Below are 20,300 nucleotides of genomic sequence, written 5' to 3'. Positions count from 1 at the left end.
CCATGCCGAACTCGGCAGTGAAACCGCTCAGCGCCGAGGGTAGTGTGGGGACTCCCCATGCGAGACTAGGTCATCGTCAGGCACCCCTTCCGAAAGCCCCGGCCCCATGGTCGGGGCTTTTTACTGTCCGGCTCATGGCCGCACCGGCCACGCCCGGCGGGCAGTCATGGGCGGCCCTGCCGGCCGGGGTGAGGCGCCGCGGCGCGTGCCGATCGCTCCGGAGGCGTGCTCACACGACTCGGCGGCAGGGCGAGCCCGGGCCTGGCGCGCCGCGCCGGCCCCGCACCCCCTCAGCCGGCGCCGATCTCGCCCAGGGCTTCGATCAGCGCCTGCATCTCGTCCTCGCCGACATGGCCTGCGACCCGCCGAGCGCTGCCGTGACCTGCTCTGGGCGCATGCCCTCGACGTTTTGCTGCAGTGATCGAAGCGTCAGACTCTCCCCGGTTCTGTACCGGGCTGCCGGTGGTCAGGCGCTGCCGGTGGATGAGGCACGTCCCGTCAGACCATCAAGTGCTTGCCGATCCAGTCGCGCACGGTCCACCTTGAGGTAGGCCACCCCTTCATCGGAGGCCACCAGTGCGTCCTCGACGCCTGCAATGGCCTGCAACCGGGCGGTCAGTGCTGCCTCCTGCCCGACGGGCATCCGTTCCAGTGACACGAGTTCGGTTGCAAGATAGCGTGGTGCCGGCATTCGCCAGATGATCAATGTCCAGATCAGTGCCAGTACGGCAGCGGCGCCGAACACGGCACTGACCCCCAGTGTACCTGCCACTGCACCGCCGGCTGCGCCGCCAAGAGAGGTGCCGAGAAACTGGCTGGTAGAGTAGATTCCCATTGCCGTGCCCTTGGTACCGGCCGGCGCGGCCTTGCTGATCAGGGAGGGCAGGCTCGCCTCGAGCAGATTGAAGGCGACGAAGAACAGCCAGAGCAGCGCGATCAGCCACCAGCTCTGCGGCGGCAGCAGGCTCATGAGTGTCAGGATGATGACCAGCGAAGCCACGGTGCCGGTGAACACGAGCTTCATGTGACGATATTTCTCGGCTGCAATGATCAGCGGGATCATGCCGACAAAGGCGGTGGCCATGACCGGCAGATAGACCCAGCCGTGTTCCGACGCCGGGATACCGAGCGCCGCAAGACGCACGGGTACCGCCACGAAACACCCGGTCAGAATGGCATGCAGCGAGAGGATCGAGAAATCCAGCCGCAGCAGATCCGGACGCCGCAGCATGCTGAAAAACTGACTGCGATCCAGGCCGACATCACGATGCCGCTGGCGTGCTGCTCCCGGTACGACGCGCCAGAGCACCAGCAGGCCGAGCGCGGCCAGCAGGGCCGTGCTCCAGAAGACGCCGGCCAGCCCGGCAGCGTGAGCGATCAGGGGGCCGATGACCATGGCCAGCGCAAAGGCGATACCGATGCTCATGCCGATGGTGGCCATGGCGGTGGTACGGACTTCTTCGCGTGTACGATCGGCCAGTAGCGCCATGATGGCACCGGCCACGGCGCCGCTGCCCTGGATGCAGCGGCCGATGATGACGCCGTAGATGGAGGTCGCCAGCGCGGCGACCACACTGCCGACAATGAACAGCAGCAGCCCCAGGGCGATCACCGGCTTGCGGCCGGTGCGATCGGAAAGCATGCCGAAGGGGATCTGCAGGATTGCCTGGGTCAGGCCGTAACCACCCAGAGCCACGCCGACCAGCGCCGGCGTGGCGTATTCGAGATGGCTGCTGTAGAGCGCCAGAATGGGCAGGACCATGAACAGACCCAGCATCCTGACGCCATAGAGCAGCGCTAGCCCGGTAATGGCGCGAGATTCGATATTCAGCAGTAGCGAGGAGCGTTTCATGTTTCCAGGCGTATTGTGGTGAAGGAAAGCAGTATCCGGCAGCCGCAGCACGTGATCCGGGTTAAGCCATGCGCCTGCAGGGGCTCTCAGGGGGGCATGGTGCTGTTATCATGAGCATCAGGCCTTCCTGGTGGCAGGCTGTTGTAACAGGGCTGGCTGCATGATGGCGAGCAGGGAAGGGACCGGCAGTAACATGGCCGCGGACCATCGCATTGAGACGTGTCATGTTACCGAGAGTTCCGCTGGCGCCTTCGGGTTAGACTAAAGTCTTAAAAGTATGCTACTCATACGACTTGCGGCTCATGGATAAAAAAACAAACAATAGTCCGCTGCCATCCATGCGACCCGTAGCTGCACCGGAACACGCCAGCGCTGCCTGAGTCGTTTCGCAGGAGATGGCTCTTAAGCCTGAACCAGGGAGCATGCCTGTTCGACCCTGAACAGACAACCCCGTACAGGCGACAGCCCGTTACCTGAAGTTCAATTTGCCCGCAGGGTGACATCATCCTTCCCTTCGAAGGCTTTTCAGGTAGGAAGTCCGGCAGGCCTGGTCTCAGGCGCTTCCGAGCCGGAGGTTTGCGCAATGGCACAAGGAAACATCAAGAGGCTGCAAAATGATAGAGAAGAGCTTGAAGTCGCTTAAGGCGCTGATCCCTCTGGTCGTGTCCGCACTGGTGCTGAGTGGTTGCAATGCGGCACTGATGGATCCCAGCGGGCCGGTCGGCAAGGAGCAGAAGTCGCTGATCCTGAGCTCATTCTGGATCATGCAGATTGTGGTAATACCCGTCATCATCATGACCGTGGTATTTGCGTGGCGCTATCGTCGCAACAATCGCAAGGCGACCTACTCGCCGAACTGGGCGCATTCCAACAAGATCGAAGCGGTGGTCTGGGCCGTGCCCGCCGTGATCATCCTGTTTCTGGGCATCATTACCTGGCAGACCTCCCATTCGCTGGACCCTCACAAGCCGATCGGCGAAGAGGGTGAGGCCATGGAGATTCAGGCAATCTCGCTCGACTGGAAATGGATGTTCATCTATCCGGAGCAGGGTATCGCCACCATCAATGAACTGTATTTCCCGGTGGACCGTCCGGTGTATTTCAATGTGACTTCGGAAACCGTCATGAACGCCTTCTTCATTCCCCGCCTGGGCAGTCAGATCTATGCCATGGCCGGAATGGATAACGACCTCTATCTCGAGGCCGATCAGCAGGGTGTCTATACCGGCAAATCGGCGCACTACAGCGGCAAGGGCTTCTCCCAGATGTCCTTCGAGACGCATGTCACTGATCAGCAGGAGTTCGAGAACTGGGTGAACCGGGTACGCCAGGCCGACAGGCAGCTGACCTATACCGGCAGTTATCAGGATGTCGCCAAGCCCAGTGTCAATGACCCGGTCGAGTACTTCCATCCCGTGGAGTCCGGGCTGTATGAGCGTGTCATTACCAGTTTCCAGAGTGGTCACGGTCAGCCTGAAAACGGCCAGCAGCCCACGGGCGCAGAAGCAGCGGAGTAAACATCATGTTGGGAAAACTCAGTCTATCAGCGATTCCCTATCACGAACCCATCATCATGGGTGCCGTCGGGGGCATGGCGCTTGCCGGACTGGTCGTGGTGGCAGCGCTTACCTACTTCCGGAAATGGACCTATATCTGGAAGGAATGGATTACCTCGGTCGATCACAAGAAGATCGGCATCATGTACCTGATCGTGGCGCTGGTCATGCTGCTGCGCGGCTTTGCCGACGCCATCATGATGCGGACCCAGCAACTGATTGCCTATGGCGGTGCCGAGGGCTACCTGCCCCCACACCACTATGACCAGATCTTTACCGCGCACGGCGTGATCATGATCTTCTTCGTGGCCATGGGACTGGTCATCGGCCTGATGAACATCGCCGTGCCACTGCAGATCGGCGCCCGCGACGTGGCGTTTCCGTTTCTGAACAACGTCAGCTTCTGGATGTTTGCCGCGGGCATGGTGCTGGTCAACCTGTCGCTGTTCGTGGGCGAGTTCGCCAAGACCGGCTGGCTGGCCTATGCGCCGCTCTCGGGGCTCAAGTACAGTCCCGGAGTCGGCGTGGATTACTGGATATGGGCGCTACAGCTCTCCGGGGTCGGGACCACGCTGACCGGTGTCAACTTCTTCGTCACCATTCTGAAGATGCGTGCGCCGGGCATGACCATGTTCCGCATGCCGATCTTTACCTGGACGGCGCTGTGCACCAACGTATTGATCATTGCCGCCTTCCCGATCCTGACGGTCACCATTGCACTGGTGACGCTGGATCGCTATATCGGCACCCATTTCTTCACCAATGACATGGGTGGCAACCAGATGATGTATACCAATCTCATCTGGGCCTGGGGTCATCCCGAAGTCTATATCCTGATCCTGCCGATGTTCGGGATCTTCTCGGAGGTCGTGGCGACCTTCTCGCGCAAGCGGCTATTCGGCTACAACACCATGGTCTGGGCGACCGTTGCGATCACCGTGCTGTCGTTCTTGGTCTGGCTGCATCACTTCTTCACCATGGGTGCGGGCGCCAACGTCAATGCCTTCTTCGGCATTGCCACCATGATCATCGCCATCCCCACCGGGGTGAAGATCTTCAACTGGCTGTTCACCATGTATCGCGGCAGCCTGCAGTTCAATGCCGCCATCCTGTGGACCATCGGCTTTCTGATCACCTTTACCATCGGTGGCATGACCGGGGTGATGCTGGCCGTGCCGGGCGCCAACTTCGTGCTGCACAACACCCTGTTCGTGATTGCGCACTTCCACAACGTCATCATCGGTGGCGTGGTCTTCGGTGCCATGGCCGGCATCTCCTACTGGTTCCCGAAGGCGTTCGGTTTCATGCTGGATGAAAAGTGGGGCAAGCGTTCCTTCTGGTTCTGGCTGATCGGCTTCTATCTGGCCTTCATGCCGCTCTACATCCTGAGCTTCATGGGCGCCACCCGTCGCATGCAGTCCTATGTCGATCCGAGCTGGCATCCGCTGATGGTGGTGGCATGGGTCGGTGCCGTCTGCATTCTTGCCGGCATCATGTGCACTGTCATGCAGTTCTACGTCAGCATCCGCGATCGCAAGAAGAATCGCGTGCTCAGCGGCGATCCCTGGGATGCGCGTACGCTGGAGTGGCTGGCACATTCGCCGCCGGCTTTCTACAACTTCGCCAAGATTCCGGAAGTCAGCTCTGTCGATTCGCTGTGGGATCGCAAGGAGCGGGGTGAAAACATCTACGAGGAGCCGGATCATTACGAGGATATCCACATGCCTCGCAATACCACGGCAGGCCCGGTGCTCTGCCTGTTTGCCCTGATCATGGGCTTTGCCCTGGTGTGGCATATCTGGTGGATGGCGATCGGCGGTTTCGTGGGTGTGATCGTGACCTTCATCGTGCGCAGCTTCAACGAGGACATCGACTATTACGTGCCTGCCGCGGAAGTCGAGCGAATCGAGAAGGAATATCGGCAACAGGCGGAGATGCAGGCGTAAGTCATGACAAGTCAAACCATGGATCACCAAAACGCGCATCATGCGGATGATCATGAGCACGATCATCATCAGGAAACCATAGCCACCAAGTATCTGGGGTTCTGGATCTACCTGATGAGCGACTGTGTTCTGTTCGGAACCCTATTCGCTACCTATGTCGTACTGATGAACTCGACCGCCGGAGGCCCCGGCGGTTCCGAAATCTTCGAACTCGGCTTCGTGCTGATCGAAACGTTCCTGCTGCTGTTCAGCAGCTTTACCTACGGTGTGGCCGTACTGGCGATGCATCGCGGCAACAAGTCGCAGGTGCTGCTGTGGCTGGTCATCACCTTCCTGCTGGGCTTCGGCTTCGTGTCGATGGAGATCTACGAGTTCGCCCATCTGATTCATGAGGGGTACGGGCCGGATCGCAGTGCCTTCCTGTCCTCCTTCTTTACCCTGGTCGGTACCCACGGTCTGCACGTCTCCTTCGGACTGCTGTGGATGCTGGTACTGATCTTCCAGGTGGCGCGAAAGGGGCTGACCCAGGCCAATGAACCCAGGATCATGTGCCTGAGTCTGTTCTGGCACTTCCTCGATGTCATCTGGATCTGTGTATTCACCGTCGTGTATCTGCTGGGAGTACTGCAATGAGCGACAAGGCAGGGATTACCGACGCCGGGTCCTCCGGTGACCACGGTCACGAGGGGAACCTGAAGACCTATGTGCTGGGACTGATCTTCTCCATCGTGCTGACGATCATTCCCTTCGGCATGGTCATGCTGGGCGGTTTCGGCATGGTGCCAACGGTGATCGTGCTGGCGATCACGGCCGTGCTGCAGGTCCTGGTTCAGCTGATCATGTTCCTGCACATGAATACCAAGTCCGGCGAGGGCTGGAACATGGCTTCCTTCGCCTTTGCCGTGATGGTCGTGGGTATCGTGATTGTCGGCTCGCTGTGGATCATGTTCCACCTGAATCATTTCATGATGATGAGCAGCTAAGAAGCTCATCCGATGTTCAGGAGATACCTTCATCTTGCCAAGCCGGGAATCGTCACGGGCAACCTGATCACGGTGACGGGCGGTTTCCTGCTGGCTTCCCGCGGCGATATCGATGTGCTGCTGCTGCTGGCCACGATCATTGGTGTTTCGCTGGTCGTGGCCTCCGGTTGCGTGCTCAACAACATCATCGATCGTGACATCGATCGGCTGATGGCGCGCACCTGCAATCGCTCGCTGGTGCAGGGAACCGTGAATGTACAGGTGGCGCTGGGCTATGCGGTACTGATGGGGCTGGCAGGCTTTGCCCTGCTGGCCTTCGGTGCCAATCTGCTGGCAGCCGGCGTAGCCCTGATCGGGTTTCTGATCTACGTCGGGGTCTATAGCCTATGGGTCAAGCGTCACACGGTGCATGGCACCGTGATCGGCAGCCTTTCCGGGGCCTCGCCACCGGTCATCGGGTATTGTGCCGTTACCGGCCGTTTCGATGCCGGCGCGCTGCTGCTACTGGTAATCTTCAGCCTGTGGCAGATGCCGCACTCCTATGCCATTGCCATCTTCCGCTATGATGACTATGCCGCGGCTTCGATACCGGTGCTGCCGGTACGGCGCGGCATCGCTTCGACCCGACGTCATATCATCGGCTATATCGTCGCTTTCATCGTGGCGTCACTGCTGTTGACCCTGATCGGTTATACGGGTTACGTCTATCTTGTGATTGCTGCACTGGTGGGTGGGTACTGGCTGAAACTGGCGCTGACCTACCGCGACTGCAGTGATGACCGCGCCTGGGCAAAGCGGGTCTTTCTCTATTCGATCCTGGTCGTCACGATGCTCAGCGTCGCGATGTCCGTCGATTTCGCCCCCCGCGTGCCGACACCCGCCTCGGCCTGAGCCAATCGCGGCGGCGCTGCCGCCGTGCTTCCTGCCTGCGGATGCGACATGTTGTCGCAATCCCTTACCTTTTTGCACTTTCTTGTCTATTGTCGGGTGTCTGAACACCATACTGGACCCGGACTCATGGGCAGGGAGTATCCCCGATGGCTGGATTAGAAGCGCTGGATCTGGCGCGCTTTCAATTTGCCTTTACCGTTTCCTTTCATATCCTGTTCCCCGCCTTTTCGATCGGTCTGGCCAGTTACCTGATGATCCTGGAAGGGTTGTGGCTCAGGACGGGACGCGAGGTCTATCACAACCTCTACCGCTTCTGGGTGCGCATCTTCGCCGTGGCCTTCGGGCTCGGTGTGGTTTCGGGCGTGGTCATGGCCTATCAGTTCGGAACCAACTGGAGCGGTTTTGCCGAACGGGCCGGTGACATCACCGGGGTGCTGCTGACCTATGAGGTCCTGACGGCCTTCTTCCTCGAGGCCGGGTTCCTCGGCATCATGCTGTTCGGTGAAGACCGGGTCGGCAAGCGGCTGCACTTCTTTGCCACCTGCATGGTGGCGATCGGCACCCTGATTTCGATGACCTGGATTCTGATGTCCAACAGCTGGATGCAGACGCCGGCAGGTTACGAAATCGTGGATGGGCGCTTCGAGCCGGCCAACTGGCTGGCCATCATGTTCAATCCCTCCTTTCCCTACCGGATTGTTCACATGGGCCTGGCCGCGTTCATCTCGGTGGGTTTCGTGGTCGGTGGCGTGGGTGGCTATCACCTGTTGCGCAACCGACGTGACGAGGCGGCGCGCAAGATGTTTTCCATGGCAATGTGGGCGATCGTGGTAGCGCTGCCACTGCAGATCATGGCCGGCGACATGCACGGGCTCAATACGCTCGAACATCAGCCTGCCAAGGTGGCTGCCATGGAAGGACACTGGGAGAACGAGCCGGGATCGGCCGGAATGCCGCTGGTGCTGTTCGGCATGCCGGACATGGACAGCGCCAGCAATCGCTTCGAAATTACCGTACCGCACGCCAGCAGCCTGATCCTGACCCACTCATGGAACGGTCAGATCGAAGGTCTCAAGCAGTGGCCCCGGGACGAATGGCCGGACGTGCCGCTGGTGTTCTGGACCTTCCGGATCATGGTCGGGCTCGGCATGCTGATGCTGGGTGTTGGTCTGCTGGGACTGTTCCTGCGCTGGCGGGGTCGGCTTTACGACAGCGCCTGGTTTCATCGGGCCATGATGTTTGCCACGCCAGTGGGCTTCATTGCCCTGCTGGCCGGCTGGATCACGACCGAGGCGGGCCGCCAGCCGTGGGTGGTCTACGGCATGCTGCGGACCACCGATGCAGTGTCCTCGCTGCATGCCGGCAGCCTGTGGGCCAGTCTGGTCGGTTTCCTGCTGGTCTATGCCATCATCTTCGGGATCGGCATCTATTATATGGTCAGACTGGTACGGGCCGAACCGATGGCACAGGAGCCCCACGGTGGGCCGGGCGAGGAGCGTCAGCCCAAGCGACCGATGTCGGGTGCTGACGAAGCGTTCGAAGAGCAGAACTGAGAGGGATGACCATGACCATTGATCTGCCGTTAATCTGGTATTTCCTGATCGGTTTCGCCGTGGCCATGTATGTGGTCATGGACGGATTCAGTCTCGGGGTCGGTATCCTCTATCCGTTCTTCAGGGACGATGCCCACCGCGACGTCATGATGAATACCACATCGCCGGTATGGGATGGCAACCAGACCTGGATGATTCTGGGTGGGGCAGGGCTGTACGGCGCGTTTCCACTGGCCTATGCCACCTTCCTGCCGGCGCTCTACCTGCCGCTGATCCTGATGCTGCTGTCGCTGATCTTTCGCGGCATCGCCTTCGAGTTCCGCTTCAAGTCGACCCGTTCGCGCAAGTGGTTCGATCTGGCCTTCAGCGGCGGCTCGATGGTAGCCACCTTCAGCCAGGGCATGGTGCTGGGGGGAATCATCAACGGGCTGAACGTGGAAAACCGCAGCTTTGCCGGCGGTCCGTTCGACTGGTTTTCGCCCTTTGCCCTGTTCATCGGCGTTGCCCTGATCATCGGCTACGCCCTGCTGGGGGCCAGCTGGCTGATCATGAAGACCGAGGGCAGTCTGCAGCGTCGCTGCTATCAGCTGGCCCGGCCCCTGACCATCCTGATGGTGCTGTGCACCCTGATCGTGGGGGTGTGGACACCGCTGGATAACAGCCGGGTCGCCGAGCGCTGGTTCACCTTCCCCAATATCCTCTGGTTCTCTCCGGTACCGGTGCTGGTAGTACTGCTGGCCTGGAGCATCTGGGACGGGGTTACCCACTCGCACGAGCGCAGGCTGTTCTTCAAGGTGCTGGGGCTGTTCTTCCTTGGTCTCTCGGGGCTGGTGATCAGTTTCTTCCCGCTGATCATTCCGCCGGACGTTACCATGTGGGATGCAGCCTCTTCGCGGGCAAGCCAGCTGTTCCTGCTGATCGGTTATGCTGTGCTGATTCCGATCATCCTGGCCTATACCGGCTACAGCTATTATGTCTTTCGTGGCAAGGTGCGCGAGGGTGAGGGGTATTACTGAGCGGGCCGAAGCGGCATGTCGGCGGGGCTGATCCGGGCCTGCGGCGGCACTGTCTGGTGCTGACAGCGCTGCTGCATTTGCCAATCAGCGCATGAATGTTTAGCCTTGCAAGCGCCCTCCGGGGCGCTTTTTTCGTGCGGGGCAGCCGCTTTCCCTCCCTTGCCAGCTCCCGCCGGTCGGTCCGGGCCGACAAGAGTCGAGTGCGACGCAATACAGGAAGACGCAATGAACGTTCGCGATCTGGTACGCGTATTGAGTGACGGGCAGTTTCACTCGGGCGAACAGCTCGGAGAAATGTTCGGCGTCAGCAGAACCGCCATCTGGAAACAGTTGCAGAAGCTCGAGGCACTGGGGATCACGATCGAGGCGGTTCGCGGACGCGGTTACCGAGTCGCTCGTCCCATGGAGCTGCTGGATGGTGGCCGGATTGTCGCCGATCTTCCCAGGGATGCACGACAGCAGCTGTCGCGCCTGTTCGTGGAGTCCCAGCTGGAATCGACCAATACCTTCCTGCTGGAACGCTTTGCCCAGGGCGCCGGGCATGCGGAAGTCTGTGTGGCTGAAGTGCAGACAGCCGGTCGCGGGCGTCGGGGGCGGAGCTGGCATGGCAGCTGGGGGGCCGGCATCCACTTTTCGCTGGGCTGGTGCTTCGAGAGCGGCGTGGCGGCCATCGAGGGACTGAGCCTTGCGATCGGCGTCAGCATGGCCGAGCTGCTGCAGACCTTCGGCGTCGATATCCTGCTCAAATGGCCCAATGATCTGCTGGTCGAGCACCACGGAGAGATCCACAAGCTGGGCGGTATCCTGACCGAAGTGCGGGGTGACATGGAGGGGCCCTGCGAGGTGGTGATCGGTATCGGGCTCAACGTCGCCTTTGGCGAAGCCGACCGGCAGCGCCTGGAGCAGTCGGCAGCCGGCCTGCATGAGCTGGTACCGGGGCTGTCCCGCAACGCGCTGATCAGCAGCATGATCGATGAGCTGATGGCACTGTTGCCACGCTTCGAGCGGCAAGGGTTCGGGGCCTGGCAGGCCGACTGGAATGCACGTCACTATTACACCAACCGGGCGGTTGTGCTGCAGCAGGGGAGTCGATACTGGGAGGGTATCGCTCAGGGCGTGAATGAACAGGGCAATCTTGCCGTTCGCATCGATGATCGGGAAGTGATCTTTTCGGGTGGTGAAATCTCGCTGCGGGCTTCAGGATGATTCTGGATCTCGATATCGGCAATACGCTTTCCAAATGGCGTCTCAAGGATCGCACCACCAGCGAGATCCGCTCGCGCGGGGCGGTCTGGACCCGGGAGCAGTGGCGGCCGGGAGCGGATATTCCCGATCTCGATGTGATTACGGCCATTCGCATTTCCAACGTGGCGCGCAGCGAGGTGCTGGAGCAGACAGTCTCCCTGCTGAAGCGGCGGGTGGCGACCATTCACGTGGCGCGCTCGCGACGTGAAGCGCTCGGCGTGATCAACGGTTACGAGGAACCGGGGCGGCTGGGAGTGGATCGCTGGCTGGTCAGTCTGGCCGGTTATCAGTTGACCGGCGGCTGCATGGTGGTGGACTGCGGCAGCGCAATCACGGTGGATACCGTCCTGCCGGGTGGTGCTCACCTGGGTGGCTATATCCTGCCCGGGCTGCGGCTGATGAAGGAGAGCCTGCAGCTGGGCACCCGCAAGGTGGCGATCGACCCCGACGTGGAGCCGGGCGCCGTTCCCGGGCCCGGGCGCAACACCATTGATGCCGTCAATCATGGCGTCTACCTGGCTGCTATCAGTGCCATCAACCGAATCTACAGTGAAACCTGTGATGGCGAGAATATCGCCCTGCCCCTGTTGCTGACCGGAGGCGATGCCCGGGTTGTGTCGCGCGGCATCGAGCCGCCGCATGCCGTCTGGCCGGACATGGTCTATGCCGGGCTGGAAGCGCTGTTCCCGCTGACCGTGGCCGAGCGGGCCGGGCGGCTGGCGGGGGCGCCGGTGCTGCCCGAGCCGGCCTCGCTGGAGCGGATTCGTGCCGGGCTTGCATTCACGTCACTGCTCTGACAGAATGCGCCGCGTCGTGACAGAGGGGCAACCCGTCGAAATATCAACGGGTTGTGACAGGCCTTGACACGACAGCTCGATGCGGTAAGATGTGCCGCCACATCGGAGGGATACCCAAGTGGCCAAAGGGAGCAGACTGTAAATCTGCCGCGAAAGCTTCGGAGGTTCGAATCCTCCTCCCTCCACCAGTTTTCGGTTTCCGGAAGTTCCGGGATCAGTGCTGGAACAACGAGGCGGGCATAGTTTAACGGTAGAACCTCAGCCTTCCAAGCTGATGGTGCGGGTTCGATTCCCGCTGCCCGCTCCAGTATTGCAGCATCATGCTCGTGTAGCTCAGGGGTAGAGCACACCCTTGGTAAGGGTGAGGTCGACGGTTCAAATCCGTCCACGAGCTCCATATTCCGGGGTGATGGGTCAGGTTCTCGTCACTCCGTTTTCGAGAGTCCGGTGTCGTCGGCGCGGTTGTCTGTGATCGACGCTTCGGCTATAGTGGCCGCGCTCTTGACGGCAGTAACCGGGCAGAATAGGCCAGTAGCTCAATTGGCAGAGCAGCGGTCTCCAAAACCGCAGGTTGGGGGTTCGAGTCCCTCCTGGCCTGCCAGTCCTTCCCCAGGCTGGCGCGTCCCGAGTCTTCCGCTGTGCTATTGCCGTGCGCCCTGAGGAGATCCTGCCCATGAAACAGAATGCCGAGGTGCAGCAGGCATCGTCACGCTACGACGGCCTGAAGTGGGCGGTGGTCGTGGTGCTGGTGGCGCTGGCGGTTGCCGGCAATGCCTGGTTTGCCGATCAGGCCCTGCTCTACCGGGTCATCGGGGTCGTGGTGCTGGGCCTGATGGCTGCTGCAGTTGCACTGACCACCGGTCGCGGCAAGGCACTGGCCGAGCTGGCCCGCAATTCCAAGCGTGAAATTCAGCGTGTGGTCTGGCCGACGCGTCAGGAAACCGTCCAGACAACCGCCATCGTACTGGCAGCCGTGCTGATTGTCGGATTGATCCTGTGGTTGATCGACATGCTCTTTGGCTGGCTGGTTTCGAGCATCATAGGTTAGGAGCCCCCATGGCTATGCGCTGGTACGTCGTCCACGCCTACTCCGGTTTCGAGAAGCATGTCATGCGTTCGCTGGGCGAGCGCGTGAAGCTTTATGAAATGGAGGATCAGTTCGGCCAGATTCTGGTGCCGACCGAAGAAGTCGTGGAGATGCGGGAGGGCAAGCGCCGCAAGAGCGAGCGCAAGTTCTATCCGGGCTACGTGCTGGTCGAGATGGAAATGAATGATCGTACCTGGCACCTGGTCAACGAAACACCGCGTGTCATGGGGTTCATTGGCGGCACGCCGGAGAAGCCAGCCCCGCTGACGCAGCGCGAGGCCGAGGGTATCCTGCGTCGTGTGCAGGATGGCACCGATCAGCCGCGTCCCAAGACCGTCTTCGATGCCGGTGAAAGCGTACGGGTCATTGATGGCCCGTTTGCCGATTTCAACGGCGTGGTCGAGGAAGTCAACTACGAGAAAAGTCGCCTGCAGGTCAGTGTCATGATCTTCGGGCGCTCTACCCCCGTCGAGCTCGAGTTCTCGCAGGTCGAGAAGGAGTAGTCGGCGGATGATCGGAGCTCCGGTTTTCGACCGGAGCTCGAATCGGGGAGCCGCAAGGCGCTATGACCCAACCGGAGTAATCGCATGGCCAAGAAAGTACAGGCCTATGTCAAGCTGCAGGTTGCAGCGGGCAAGGCCAACCCCAGTCCGCCCGTCGGCCCCGCGCTGGGTCAGCACGGGGTCAATATCATGGAGTTCTGCAAGGCGTTCAACGCCGAGACCCAGGATATCGAGCCCGGATTGCCCACGCCGGTAGTCATTACGGTCTATGCCGACCGCAGTTTCACGTTCGTCACCAAGACCCCGCCGGCGCCGGTGCTGCTCAAGCGCGCAGCCGGCATCAAGTCCGGTTCGGGTGAGCCGAACAAGAACAAGGTCGGCACCGTGACCCGTGAACAGCTCGAGGAGATCGCGCGGACCAAGGAGCCCGATCTGACGGCCGCCAATCTCGACGCCGCGGTGCGTACCATTGCCGGTACCGCACGCAGCATGGGCCTGAACGTGGAGGGTCTCTGATCATGGCGAAACAGACCAAACGCATGAAGCAGATCCGCGAGCGGGTCGACTCCTCGAAGGTCTACAGCGTCGAGGAAGCCGTATCACTGCTCGCCGAGCTCTCTTCGGTCGGTTTCAAGGAATCGGTCGAAGTGGCTGTCAATCTGGGCGTTGATCCGCGCAAATCCGACCAGGTCGTGCGTGGCGCCACCGTGCTGCCCAACGGCACTGGGCGTGATGTGCGAGTGGCCGTCTTTGCCCAGGGCGCTGCCGCGGATGCCGCCCGCGAAGCCGGTGCCGATATCGTCGGCATGGATGATCTGGCCGAGCAGGTGCGTCAGGGCAAGCTCGACTTCGATGTGGTCATTGCAGCACCCGATGCCATGCGCGTTGTCGGTCAGCTGGGCCAGATCCTGGGTCCGCGTGGCCTGATGCCGAACCCCAAGGTGGGAACCGTGACGCCCGACGTCGCAACCGCGGTACAGAATGCCAAGGCCGGTCAGGTGCGTTTCCGGACCGACAAGAATGGCATCATTCATGCCGGTATCGGCAAGGTCGACTTCTCGGCCGATGCGATCAGGGGCAACCTCGATGCGCTGGTCAACGACCTGAAGAAGCTCAAGCCGAGCACTTCCAAGGGGGTCTACCTCAAGAAGGTGTCGCTGTCGACCACCATGGGGCCCGGCCTGACCGTCGATCACTCCTATCTGGTGTGATCGGCACGGCGTCTCTCGACGCCATGAACCGAACTTTGCGGTCCCCCGTGCCAGTGGGGCGGGGCGCCGTCAAAGACCGCAGGTGTCCGTGGACACGGACTTAATGCCGGAGGGCCGCTCCGCGCCTGCGCAGATGGCGCGGCGCAGCGATGCAGATCGTTGCCCCGCCATCATCCAGCCCCCGCTTCAGATGCGGTGGGGGGATGGTAACCACGAAGGGCTTTCCGAGCCGAAAGCCCGGCACGAAGGAGTGATACATGCCGCTGCGTCTTGAAGACAAGAAGGCGATCGTAGCCGAAGTCAGTGAAACCGCTGCTTCGGCGCTCTCCGTCGTCGTGGCCGATTCTCGCGGTGTTGCGGTCAGCGCAATGACCGATCTGCGCAAGCAGGCCCGCGAAAATGGTGTGCATCTGCGTGTGGTACGCAACACGCTGGCACGCCGCGCCCTTGAAGGCACTTCCTGGGAGTGCCTGAACGAGACCTTTGTTGGTCCGACCCTGCTGGCGTTCTCCATGGAGCATCCCGGCGCCGGTGCGCGTCTGCTCAAGGAGTTTTCGCGTCAGCAGCCGGCATTCGAGGTCAAGGCGCTGGCCTATGAAGGCGAGTTCATCCCGGCCGAGAGCATTGATCGTCTGGCGAATCTGCCGACCCGCGATGAAGCCATTGCCCGACTGCTGTCGGTAATGAAGGACGCTTCCGCCGGCAAGCTGGTGCGCACGCTGGCTGCGCTGCGCGATCAGAAGCAGGAAGAAGAAGCGGCCTGAAGCGAGTCGTCGGCGCAATCCGCCCGAAGATTTTTCAATTGAACGAGCAAGCATTGCTCTGCAAAGTTTAGGAATGCAATCATGGCACTGAGCAAAGAAGACATCATCAACGCCGTCTCCGAAATGACGGTCATGGAAGTGGCCGAGCTGATCGAGGCGATGGAAGAGAAATTCGGCGTTTCCGCTGCTGCAGCTGTTGTTGCAGGTGGCGGTGGCGGCGGCGAGGAAGCCGAGGCTGCCGAGGAACAGACCGAGTTCGACCTGGTGCTGACTGCCGGTGGTGACAAGAAGGTCAACGTCATCAAGGTGGTTCGCGGCATCACCGGTCTGGGTCTGAAGGAAGCCAAGGCTGCCGTCGATGGCGCCCCGGCAACCCTGAAAGAGGGCATGTCGAAGGAAGATGCCGAAGAGGCCAAGAAGCAACTGGAAGAAGCTGGCGCCTCCGTGGAGCTCAAGTAACCACGTGCGCAGGTTATCTCTCCTGCGCTAGCGTCTCGGCTGGTGGCGATCCGCTGTGCGGATCGCTGCCGGCCTTTTTCTGTTGCCGGATCGATCCCGACACATTGGGATCCCAGTCAGACTGCCCGACAGGGACATCATCGGACAGTGTTTCGGGACGATCCGGGAATCATGACGGCGAGTGCCTTCGACGAAGGGCTCGCCGTCAGCCGCCTGACGGGGACTCATCCTCGAGGTGTGCCGACCACGCCGGTCACTCACTGGTGAACAAGCTGGGGATTACAGATGGCTTACTCATACACTGAGAAAAAACGCATCCGCAAGGATTTCGGCAAACTGCCCCAAGTGATGGATGTGCCTTACCTGCTGGCCATCCAGCTTGATTCCTATTACGACTTCCTGCAACAGGATCGTGCGATCGAGGACCGTCACGATATCGGTTTGCACGCTGCCTTCAAATCGGTCTTTCCGATCGAGAGCTTTTCCGGCAACGCTGCGCTGGAGTATGTCAGCTACCGCTTCGGTACCCCGGCCTTCGATGTCAAGGAGTGCCAGCTGCGCGGCGTGACCTATTCGGCACCGCTGCGGGTCAAGGTGCGGCTGATCATCTTTGACAAGGAGTCCTCGAACAAGGCCGTCAAGGACATCAAGGAGCAGGAAGTCTACATGGGGGAGATCCCCCTGATGACCGAGAACGGCACCTTCGTGGTCAACGGCACCGAGCGCGTCATTGTTTCCCAGCTCCATCGCAGCCCGGGCGTCTTCTTCGATCACGACAAGGGCAAGAGCCACACTTCCGGCAAGCTGCTCTATTCGGCCAGGGTAATTCCCTATCGCGGCTCATGGCTCGATTTCGAGTTCGATGCCCGCGACAACGTCTTCGTGCGCATCGACCGTCGCCGCAAGCTGCCGGCCACGGTGCTGCTGCGGGCGCTGGGCTACAGTGCCGAGGAGATCCTGGGTCAGTTCTTCGAGACCGATGTCTACCACATGGAGCGCGACGGCTTCTCGGTGGAGCTGGTCCCGGCGCGCCTGCGGGGTGATACCGCCTCCTTTGATATTCTCGACAACGATGGCAGCGTCATTGTCGAATCCGGGCGGCGCATCACCCAGAAGCATATCCGTCAGCTCGAAAAGGCCGGCATCGACCGCCTCAACGTGCCGATGGAGTACCTGTTCGGCAAGACCCTGGCGAAGGATCAGGTCGATCCCAATACCGGTGAACTGATCTGCGAGTGCAATACCGAGCTCAACGCCGAACTGCTGGAAAAGCTCGGTCAGGCCGGCGTTACCACGCTCGAGACGCTGTACACCAACGATCTCGATACCGGCGCCTTCATGTCCGATACGCTGCGCATGGATACCACGGCCTCGCAGCTCGAGGCGCTGGTCGAGATCTATCGCATGATGCGCCCGGGCGAGCCGCCGACCAAGGAAGCGGCCGAGTCGCTGTTCAACAACCTGTTCTTCACCGAGGACCGCTACGATCTGTCCGGCGTCGGTCGCATGAAGTTCAACCGGCGATTGCGTCGCGACAGCGACAAGGGCCCGGGCGTGCTCGAGCACGAGGACATCATCGATGTGCTCAAGGAGCTGATCAGCATCCGCAACGGCTTCGGCGACGTCGATGACATCGACCACCTCGGCAACCGCCGTATCCGCAGTGTCGGTGAAATGGCGGAGAACCAGTTCCGGGTCGGTCTGGTGCGCGTCGAGCGGGCGGTCAAGGAGCGCCTGTCGATGGCCGAGAGCGAAGGCCTGATGCCGCAGGATCTGATCAATGCCAAGCCGGTGGCAGCAGCGATCAAGGAGTTCTTCGGCTCTTCGCAGCTCTCCCAGTTCATGGACCAGAACAACCCGCTCTCCGAGGTGACCCACAAGCGTCGTGTGTCCGCCCTCGGCCCGGGTGGCCTGACCCGTGAACGTGCCGGCTTCGAGGTTCGTGACGTTCACGCCACGCACTATGGCCGGCTCTGCCCGATCGAGACGCCGGAAGGACCGAACATCGGTCTGATCAACTCGCTGGCGACCTACAGCCACACCAACAGCTACGGTTTCCTCGAGACGCCGTATCGCCGGGTGGACAACCGCCAGGTGACCGATGAGGTGGTGCATCTGTCGGCGATCGAGGAGGGCGACTTCGTCATTGCCCAGGCCTCGGCCACGGTCGACGAGTCCGGCCAGCTGGTCGACGACCTGGTGCAGGTGCGTCACAAGGGTGAAACCACCTTCATGACGCCCGACAAGGTCACCCTGATGGACGTGTCGCCACGCCAGGTGGTGTCGGTGGCGGCCGCGCTGATCCCGTTCCTCGAGCACGATGACGCCAACCGCGCGCTGATGGGCTCGAACATGCAGCGCCAGGCAGTGCCGACGCTGCGTGCCGACAAGCCGCTGGTCGGTACCGGCATGGAGCGTTTCGTGGCGCGCGATTCCGGCGTCTGCGCCGTGGCCCGGCGTGGTGGGGTGGTTGATTCGGTCGACGCCAAGCGCATCGTGATCCGGGTCAACGAGGACGAGATCAGCGGTGGCGAGGCCGGCGTTGATATCTACAACCTGACCAAGTATCTGCGCTCCAACCAGAATACCTGTCAGAACCAGCGGCCGATCGTGCGTCCCGGCGACAATGTCGCGGTGGGTGACATCCTCGCCGACGGCCCCTCGGTGGATACCGGTGATCTGGCCCTGGGTCAGAACATCCGCATCGCCTTCATGCCCTGGAACGGCTACAACTTCGAGGATTCGATGCTGATCTCGGAGCGCGTGGTCGAGGAGGATCGCTTCACCACGATCCATATCCAGGAGCTGACCTGCGTATCGCGTGATACCAAGCTTGGGCCCGAGGAGATCAGCTCCGATATCCCCAACGTGGGTGAGGCGGCACTCGGCAAGCTGGATGAGTCGGGTATCGTCTACATCGGTGCCGAGATCAATCCGGGTGATATCCTGGTCGGCAAGGTGACCCCCAAGGGTGAAACCCAGCTGACTCCCGAGGAGAAGCTGCTGCGTGCGATCTTCGGCGAGAAGGCCAGCGACGTGAAGGATACTTCGCTGCGCGCCGCGACCGGCATGAAGGGCACCGTCATCGATGTTCAGGTGTTTACCCGTGACGGCGTGGAGAAGGACCAGCGCGCGCTCTCCATCGAGCAGGAGCAGCTCGACGAGGTGCGCAAGGACCTGCAGGAGACCTATCGCATCGCCGAGGATGCCACCTACGAGCGCCTCAAGCGGACCCTGTCCGGCCAGCCGGTCAATGGCGGGCCGAAGCTGAAGAAGGGCGATGTCATCGACGATGCCTATCTCGATGAGCTGCCGCGCCCGCAGTGGTTCAAGCTGCGCATGCAGGACGAATCGCTCAACGAGCTGCTCGCCCAGGCCGACGAGCAGCTCGAGACCCGGCGCAAGGAGATGGATGAGCGTTTCGAGGACAAGAAGCGCAAGCTTACCCAGGGCGACGATCTGGCACCCGGAGTGCTCAAGATCGTCAAGGTCTATCTCGCGGTGAAGCGTCGCATCCAGCCCGGTGACAAGATGGCCGGTCGTCACGGCAACAAGGGTGTGATCTCGGCGATCATGCCGGTCGAGGACATGCCGTTCGACAACGAGGGCATGCCGGTCGATCTGGTCCTCAACCCGCTGGGTGTGCCGTCGCGCATGAACGTCGGTCAGATCCTGGAAACCCACCTGGGACTGGCTGCCTGGGGACTGGGTCGCAAGCTCGATCGCATGGTCAACCAGGCGCGCGAGCAGCAGCTCGGCGAGATCCGCGATTTCCTCGATCGGGTCTACAACGGCAGTGGCGGTCGCCGCGAGGACATCGGCTCGCTCTCCGACGACGAGGTGATCGCGCTGGCGAAGAACCTCTCGGCCGGGGTGCCCATCGCCACACCGGTGTTCGACGGGACCAAGGAGCACGAGATCAAGGGTCTGCTGAAGCTGGCCGATCTGCCCGAGTCCGGTCAGATGGATCTCTACGACGGTCGGACCGGCGAGAAGTTCGATCGCCCGGTAACGGTGGGCTACATGTACATGCTCAAGCTCAACCACCTGGTGGATGACAAGATGCATGCCCGCTCCACCGGTTCGTACTCGCTGGTCACCCAGCAGCCGCTGGGCGGCAAGGCGCAGTTCGGCGGTCAGCGCTTCGGCGAGATGGAGGTCTGGGCACTGGAAGCCTATGGTGCCGCCTACACCCTGCAGGAGATGCTCACCGTCAAGTCCGACGATGTCGAGGGTCGTACCCGCATGTACAAGAGCATCGTCGACGGCGATCACAGCATGCAGGCCGGCATGCCGGAGTCCTTCAACGTGCTGGTGAAGGAGATCCGCTCGCTGGGTATCGATATCGAGCTGGAAAGCTGAGCACAGCCGCAAGCTTCAGACAGTCCGCGGGCCCGCACGGGTGGGCCCGCTCATGACAACTCCGCAACGGAGCCG

Annotated in this window: 17 protein-coding genes, 4 tRNA genes and 1 rRNA gene; 21 read left to right on the top strand and 1 reads right to left on the bottom strand. The window is 61.3% G+C overall.

Going from position 1 to position 20,300, the window contains the following annotated elements; translation table 11 throughout:
• Window positions 1-82 (top strand): 5S ribosomal RNA (gene rrf, locus C7446_RS16930); the annotation flags it as partial.
• 384 nt (window positions 83-466) lie between these two features.
• Here rrf and C7446_RS15380 read toward each other — a convergent pair.
• The gene (locus C7446_RS15380) at window positions 467-1,852 is read right to left on the bottom strand and encodes an MFS transporter (protein WP_121173998.1); all 1,386 of its coding nucleotides are present in this window, start codon (window positions 1,850-1,852) and stop codon (window positions 467-469) included.
• A 629-nt stretch (window positions 1,853-2,481) separates the two neighbouring features.
• Here C7446_RS15380 and cyoA point away from each other — a divergent pair.
• The 20 genes from cyoA to rpoB all read left to right on the top strand — a co-directional run bounded on the left by cyoA (window position 2,482) and on the right by rpoB (window position 20,225).
• A complete protein-coding gene (gene cyoA / locus C7446_RS15375) occupies window positions 2,482-3,369 on the top strand; it encodes a ubiquinol oxidase subunit II (protein ID WP_245977872.1) in 888 nt (295 codons plus the stop codon).
• A 5-nt stretch (window positions 3,370-3,374) separates the two neighbouring features.
• Entirely contained in the window at window positions 3,375-5,354 is a 1,980-nt protein-coding gene (cyoB, locus tag C7446_RS15370; protein ID WP_121173996.1) for a cytochrome o ubiquinol oxidase subunit I, read from the top strand.
• 3 nt (window positions 5,355-5,357) lie between these two features.
• Complete coding sequence (cyoC, locus tag C7446_RS15365) at window positions 5,358-5,987, top strand: cytochrome o ubiquinol oxidase subunit III (RefSeq protein ID WP_121173995.1); 630 nt, start codon at window positions 5,358-5,360, stop codon at window positions 5,985-5,987.
• Window positions 5,984-6,337 (top strand): cytochrome o ubiquinol oxidase subunit IV, encoded by a 354-nt coding sequence (gene cyoD / locus C7446_RS15360; RefSeq protein WP_121173994.1) that lies wholly within the window; start codon window positions 5,984-5,986, stop codon window positions 6,335-6,337. The genes cyoC and cyoD overlap by 4 nt, the downstream gene beginning before the upstream one ends.
• A 12-nt stretch (window positions 6,338-6,349) precedes the next feature.
• Complete coding sequence (gene cyoE / locus C7446_RS15355) at window positions 6,350-7,228, top strand: heme o synthase (protein ID WP_121173993.1); 879 nt, start codon at window positions 6,350-6,352, stop codon at window positions 7,226-7,228.
• Between the two features lie 146 nt (window positions 7,229-7,374).
• Window positions 7,375-8,781 (top strand): cytochrome ubiquinol oxidase subunit I, encoded by a 1,407-nt coding sequence (locus tag C7446_RS15350; protein WP_121173992.1) that lies wholly within the window; start codon window positions 7,375-7,377, stop codon window positions 8,779-8,781.
• A gap of 11 nt (window positions 8,782-8,792) precedes the next feature.
• Window positions 8,793-9,797, top strand: a complete 1,005-nt coding sequence (gene cydB / locus C7446_RS15345) for a cytochrome d ubiquinol oxidase subunit II (RefSeq protein ID WP_121174004.1) — start codon at window positions 8,793-8,795, stop codon at window positions 9,795-9,797.
• A 225-nt stretch (window positions 9,798-10,022) separates the two neighbouring features.
• A complete protein-coding gene (locus tag C7446_RS15340) occupies window positions 10,023-11,003 on the top strand; it encodes a biotin--[acetyl-CoA-carboxylase] ligase (protein ID WP_121173991.1) in 981 nt (326 codons plus the stop codon).
• Entirely contained in the window at window positions 11,000-11,839 is an 840-nt protein-coding gene (locus tag C7446_RS15335) for a type III pantothenate kinase (RefSeq protein ID WP_121173990.1), read from the top strand. The genes C7446_RS15340 and C7446_RS15335 overlap by 4 nt, the downstream gene beginning before the upstream one ends.
• A 104-nt stretch (window positions 11,840-11,943) precedes the next feature.
• A tRNA-Tyr gene (locus C7446_RS15330) sits at window positions 11,944-12,027 on the top strand.
• Window positions 12,028-12,072: 45 nt separating this feature from the next.
• A tRNA-Gly gene (locus tag C7446_RS15325) sits at window positions 12,073-12,146 on the top strand.
• 15 nt (window positions 12,147-12,161) lie between these two features.
• Window positions 12,162-12,236: transfer RNA gene (locus C7446_RS15320), tRNA-Thr, on the top strand.
• Between the two features lie 128 nt (window positions 12,237-12,364).
• A tRNA-Trp gene (locus C7446_RS15315) sits at window positions 12,365-12,440 on the top strand.
• Window positions 12,441-12,512: 72 nt separating this feature from the next.
• On the top strand, window positions 12,513-12,887 hold the full coding sequence (gene secE / locus C7446_RS15310) for a preprotein translocase subunit SecE (RefSeq protein ID WP_121173989.1): 375 nt from the start codon (window positions 12,513-12,515) through the stop codon (window positions 12,885-12,887).
• Between the two features lie 8 nt (window positions 12,888-12,895).
• A complete protein-coding gene (gene nusG / locus C7446_RS15305) occupies window positions 12,896-13,429 on the top strand; it encodes a transcription termination/antitermination protein NusG (RefSeq protein WP_121173988.1) in 534 nt (177 codons plus the stop codon).
• A gap of 84 nt (window positions 13,430-13,513) precedes the next feature.
• Window positions 13,514-13,945 carry a 50S ribosomal protein L11 gene (gene rplK, locus C7446_RS15300; RefSeq protein ID WP_121173987.1) on the top strand — a complete coding sequence of 144 codons (432 nt, stop codon included), beginning with the start codon at window positions 13,514-13,516 and terminating at the stop codon, window positions 13,943-13,945.
• A gap of 2 nt (window positions 13,946-13,947) precedes the next feature.
• Complete coding sequence (gene rplA, locus C7446_RS15295) at window positions 13,948-14,640, top strand: 50S ribosomal protein L1 (RefSeq protein ID WP_121173986.1); 693 nt, start codon at window positions 13,948-13,950, stop codon at window positions 14,638-14,640.
• Window positions 14,641-14,897: 257 nt separating this feature from the next.
• Window positions 14,898-15,404, top strand: a complete 507-nt coding sequence (gene rplJ, locus C7446_RS15290) for a 50S ribosomal protein L10 (protein ID WP_121173985.1) — start codon at window positions 14,898-14,900, stop codon at window positions 15,402-15,404.
• An 81-nt stretch (window positions 15,405-15,485) separates the two neighbouring features.
• Window positions 15,486-15,863, top strand: a complete 378-nt coding sequence (gene rplL, locus C7446_RS15285; protein WP_121173984.1) for a 50S ribosomal protein L7/L12 — start codon at window positions 15,486-15,488, stop codon at window positions 15,861-15,863.
• Window positions 15,864-16,148: 285 nt separating this feature from the next.
• Window positions 16,149-20,225 carry a DNA-directed RNA polymerase subunit beta gene (gene rpoB, locus C7446_RS15280; RefSeq protein ID WP_121173983.1) on the top strand — a complete coding sequence of 1,359 codons (4,077 nt, stop codon included), beginning with the start codon at window positions 16,149-16,151 and terminating at the stop codon, window positions 20,223-20,225.
• The last annotated feature ends 75 nt before the right edge of the window (window positions 20,226-20,300 follow it).

Source organism: Kushneria sinocarnis (genome assembly GCF_003633775.1).
Classification (GTDB): Bacteria; Pseudomonadota; Gammaproteobacteria; order Pseudomonadales; family Halomonadaceae; genus Kushneria; species Kushneria sinocarnis.
Note: the sequence above shows the minus strand (reverse complement) of the source record. Positions and strands in the feature narration are given on the sequence as shown.